Origin of the sequence: Asaia spathodeae NBRC 105894, from assembly GCF_025994195.1 — a bacterium.
Lineage (GTDB): Bacteria > Pseudomonadota > Alphaproteobacteria > Acetobacterales > Acetobacteraceae > Asaia > Asaia siamensis.
In genome coordinates, this window is the sequence record NZ_BAPY01000033.1 from 1 (window position 1) to 1,870 (window position 1,870).

Here is a 1,870-nt window from a genome sequence, read left to right on the forward strand (position 1 = left end):
CAAATATGACAAACGAAAATACAAAAGACGCAACCGCATCGGGATCATGTTCGGTCGTCTCAAGGGCTGGCGGCGGGTCGCAACCCGCTACGACAGATGCCCGACCGTCTTATTCTCAGCCATATGCCTCGCCGCAACCGTCATGTTCTGGCTATGAGTCCTGAGCCTAGACGGGTAGCGTTTGATATGAAACAGTAGTCCGATGATCGACACCCTTAAACGCATTTGCGCTCTGCAACCTGCCTACTCGTCACAGAATACCTCACCGATGAAGGAACGAGGTATTCTCATTCGACAAACTCTTCCACAAGAACTTCGGGCATTGCACGATGAGTTTGCGGCTGCTCTTGGACCATTTGGTGCCGACCTGTCTTTTGAAGGACGAGATGGTACCGGGTTGAAAACATCATCGCCTTGGACACGCATCTTTGCTCGCAGTATGTCGCCTTCGGCTCGAGAAGGTTTCTATGTCGTCTTGCATTTTGCCGCCGATGGTTCTGCTGTGTTCATCACAGTCGGCTGCGGCTCGACTATCTGGGCGAATGGCGATCTACACCCAATCGAGGGCTCTGTACTAGATCGGAGGACACGATGGGCTCGTAGCATTGTTGCCGAACAGTTTGGAACTCTCGCTCCGTTTGATCAAAGCATTTCTCTTGGCGCGGCAAGTGATCTATCGCGTAGCTTTGAGCGGGCGACCGCACTGAGTCGCCGCGTATCAGTCGAAGAAATGGATGATCAATCTATAGAAACATTTCTCGTCCAAGCGGTTGAACGGTTGCGAGCGATATACGAGGCGCAGCATGCGGAGCGAGATATCTCTAGTGCTGCGGCGATTGAATTAGCCGTCGAACGCTTGGCTGCACCGTCAGCTACACGATTTACCGGACAAGGATTCGGTCTTACGGCTGACGAACGAAGGGTTGTTGAACTACATGCGATGGAGCTGGCAACAATAGCTTTGAAAAAAGAAGGTTTTTCAGTCGCGGACGTATCTACAACCTCTTCTTTCGATCTTCTAGCGAGCAACGCAAGTGAACAGCTAAAAATTGAGGTCAAGGGAACAACAAACGACAGCGGTGAGGCTATCCTTTTGACCCAGCGCGAGCTCCTCTTGCATCGGGAAGAAAAAGGGAAGACCGGTCTCATCGTAGTCTCGTCTATCAGACTAGATCGCAGCGCAACGAGCCCGATCGCAAGTGGCGGAAAAGTCGAGGTTCAACTGCGTTGGGACGTGGATAGCTGGGACGCTATACCATTGGCCTTCAGGTTGACCCGACGTGTTTAATGGTAGCGGTTTCTCCCACTGCAGATGCACGCTGGCAGAATCATCAACTCAAAAGATGATTTTTAAATTATCTGATTATAATATCTACCTTCATGTTGAAGTAATGAATAAATGAATAGACATGACCTGATATACAGACTTGAAAGATTTTTAAGATCTAAGCTTCAGTGTGGTTTTAAATGCGTCAATAGAGAGTTAAGCTTAAATATTACAGAAAATATAAAAAATATTACGGATATTGATGGGAAAGAGGTTATTGTAGATGGTACTGTTTGTCTGGTTGAGGAACAATTTTCTATTTATCTAAAAACTTATATTATGCTCCTTGAAGGGGATCTTCCGCAGTCGGAAGCTGAAGATATTTTTTCTGATGCAGAATGTCCAATATCTCCTGATGACAAAGTATTATTCGTGCTCCAATGGAGTGATTGAAAATTTTGTGGCATTTATATAATAGTAATTTTCTTATTATTTATAATTCATTTCAGGTAGTCCGCTCCTTCCCTCTACTGCCCTTACTAGGCTCAGGACCCATTGATTTGGATGGGGAAATCTGATTCAGGCTCTGTGAGGAGACTGAAG

2 protein-coding genes and 1 pseudogene are annotated in these 1,870 nt (G+C 46.7%); all 3 read left to right on the top strand.

The window, feature by feature from the left end; translation table 11 throughout:
• Positions 1 to 157, top strand: a pseudogene (locus AA105894_RS10855) (IS5/IS1182 family transposase); the annotation flags it as partial.
• A gap of 45 nt (positions 158 to 202) precedes the next feature.
• A complete protein-coding gene (locus tag AA105894_RS10860) occupies positions 203 to 1,288 on the top strand; it encodes an MrcB family domain-containing protein (RefSeq protein WP_267311730.1) in 1,086 nt (361 codons plus the stop codon).
• A 111-nt stretch (positions 1,289 to 1,399) separates the two neighbouring features.
• Entirely contained in the window at positions 1,400 to 1,720 is a 321-nt protein-coding gene (locus AA105894_RS10865) for a hypothetical protein (RefSeq protein WP_267311731.1), read from the top strand.
• Positions 1,721 to 1,870: the final 150 nt, after the last annotated feature.

What these genes read in the sequence shown, in the direction of transcription:
- AA105894_RS10860 (WP_267311730.1), top strand. Translation starts at nt 203, where the DNA reads ATGATCGACACCCTTAAACGCATTTGCGCTCTGCAACCTGCCTACTCG.
- AA105894_RS10865 (WP_267311731.1), top strand. Translation starts at nt 1,400, where the DNA reads ATGAATAGACATGACCTGATATACAGACTTGAAAGATTTTTAAGATCT.